We start from the raw sequence: 1,547 nt of genomic DNA on the forward strand, positions 1-1,547 counted from the left end.
CTTCACCGGTCCTCACGTCGGTACCGAGGGCAACCACCGGGCTGGCACCGGCAGGTGTGTCCGCTGTGACGCTGACAGGTCCCGGCGGAGCAAGTGCCACTATAGTTGGTGTGCGCGGCCGCAGACGCTTGTCGAGCAGTTTCCAGGTGGTCGGCTGGGACGGCTCGATGCTCGGCTGGAGACCACGCAGCTTTTGCAATAAGGTCTGGCGCGGCAGCAGCAACGCCTGCGGCATGCGATCGCCTTTGCGAATCCACTGGACAGAGCCGCCCTGCACGTCGACGCCTGGACCGCCTTCGCGGCACTTCCACCAACCCGATTGGGGACAAGGTTCCCCGGCAGTAGCTAGGGTCCCGAGCCTCGGTGCCGCGGGTTCTGGAGGTTCTGCAGGGCCTGGCGGCGGTCCTGAAGGCCGCGACCGGATACTCGATGAGATGCGGTCCCACAGGGCCAGCACGGCATCTTCGTGCAAACTGGTATCAACCGGCTTACCGCTCGGACGTGGACTGATTCCACCTTGTAATTCAAGCGACAAAAACGGGTGTACCGGGTCACCTTGCACGCCTGGAGTCTCCCACATGAAGCCATACGTGGTCGCGAAATTTAGCTCGCGGATCCGTTCAAGGACTTCTTCGCCATCGATTCCATTGATAGTACGCTTTCCGAACCGTAGCTTAGTCACACGCAGCAGCTCGTCGGGGTTGGCCTCCTTATCCATATCAGCAAAACGCGTAAGCAGGCTACTATCCCTGTCCCCGCCAGGCAGGCTTGCTAATGCAAGGGCCACATCGGGATGATCCAGAAACCCAACGTGCATTGCGATGTGCTCAGTTTTATGAGGAGGTAGCGGCTCGGTGAATACGGCACGCCCGATGCAAAATCCCGGAACCGATGGAATTTCGTTCTCCCCACGCAGACGTAGCCGCGCCAGTAAGGCTTCGGCCGTACGTCCATCAGGCACGTCAGCATACTGCATCGATAGAGAAAAACTCATACCGTCCAAGTGCGCATGTGCCTCAACTGATACCCACTCGTCGTCGAGGCGTCGGCTGCCCTCCATCGAATAGCTGCGTGTGCGTCCATAAATGAGTAGACGTCCAATCATGCCTGGCACGCGCAGGTCACGCGCCTCTACCATACTACCAACTCCATTGGAGTCAGCGGCTACTCCTTGAGCCCCTTGAGCAGTAATCTCAGCCTCACGCGCAGCAACACGCTCGCGGAAAGTCGTTTCATCTTCTTCGACGGTAGCGATGTCGAATCCATCCATCATTTCGCGCGACAGACTCACTTCCGCCCGAGACGGTACATCGACCAAAAAACGTCCGACGCAAATCGTCTTCATCTTTTCCGTCATTTTTGCCACCTCGGATCTGTCCCGTATGCTGCGGACCTGACCGGCGGCCCAGGTTCCCGCACAGGCGAGTGCTGCGAGCAAGACGATCATTGCCCGCCATCCAAGCTTTCTCGAATGGGTCATAGCTGTCATCCGTTCAGAGAATGTACGAGCGCACTGCTGTCCGCTCACGCCAGCGTCGACGGGCCGT

The 1,547-nt window shown here is 59.1% G+C and carries 1 protein-coding gene; it reads right to left on the bottom strand.

The window, feature by feature from the left end; all coding sequences use genetic code 11:
* Positions 1–1,447, bottom strand: a 1,447-nt coding sequence (locus ASC93_RS31175) for a T6SS immunity protein Tli4 family protein (RefSeq protein WP_157202141.1), incomplete at its 3' end; no start/stop codon positions are given.
* Between the last annotated feature and the right edge of the window lie 100 nt (positions 1,448–1,547).

The sequence above is a fragment of the Massilia sp. Root335 genome (assembly GCF_001425685.1).
GTDB lineage: Bacteria > Pseudomonadota > Gammaproteobacteria > Burkholderiales > Burkholderiaceae_D > Telluria > Telluria luteola.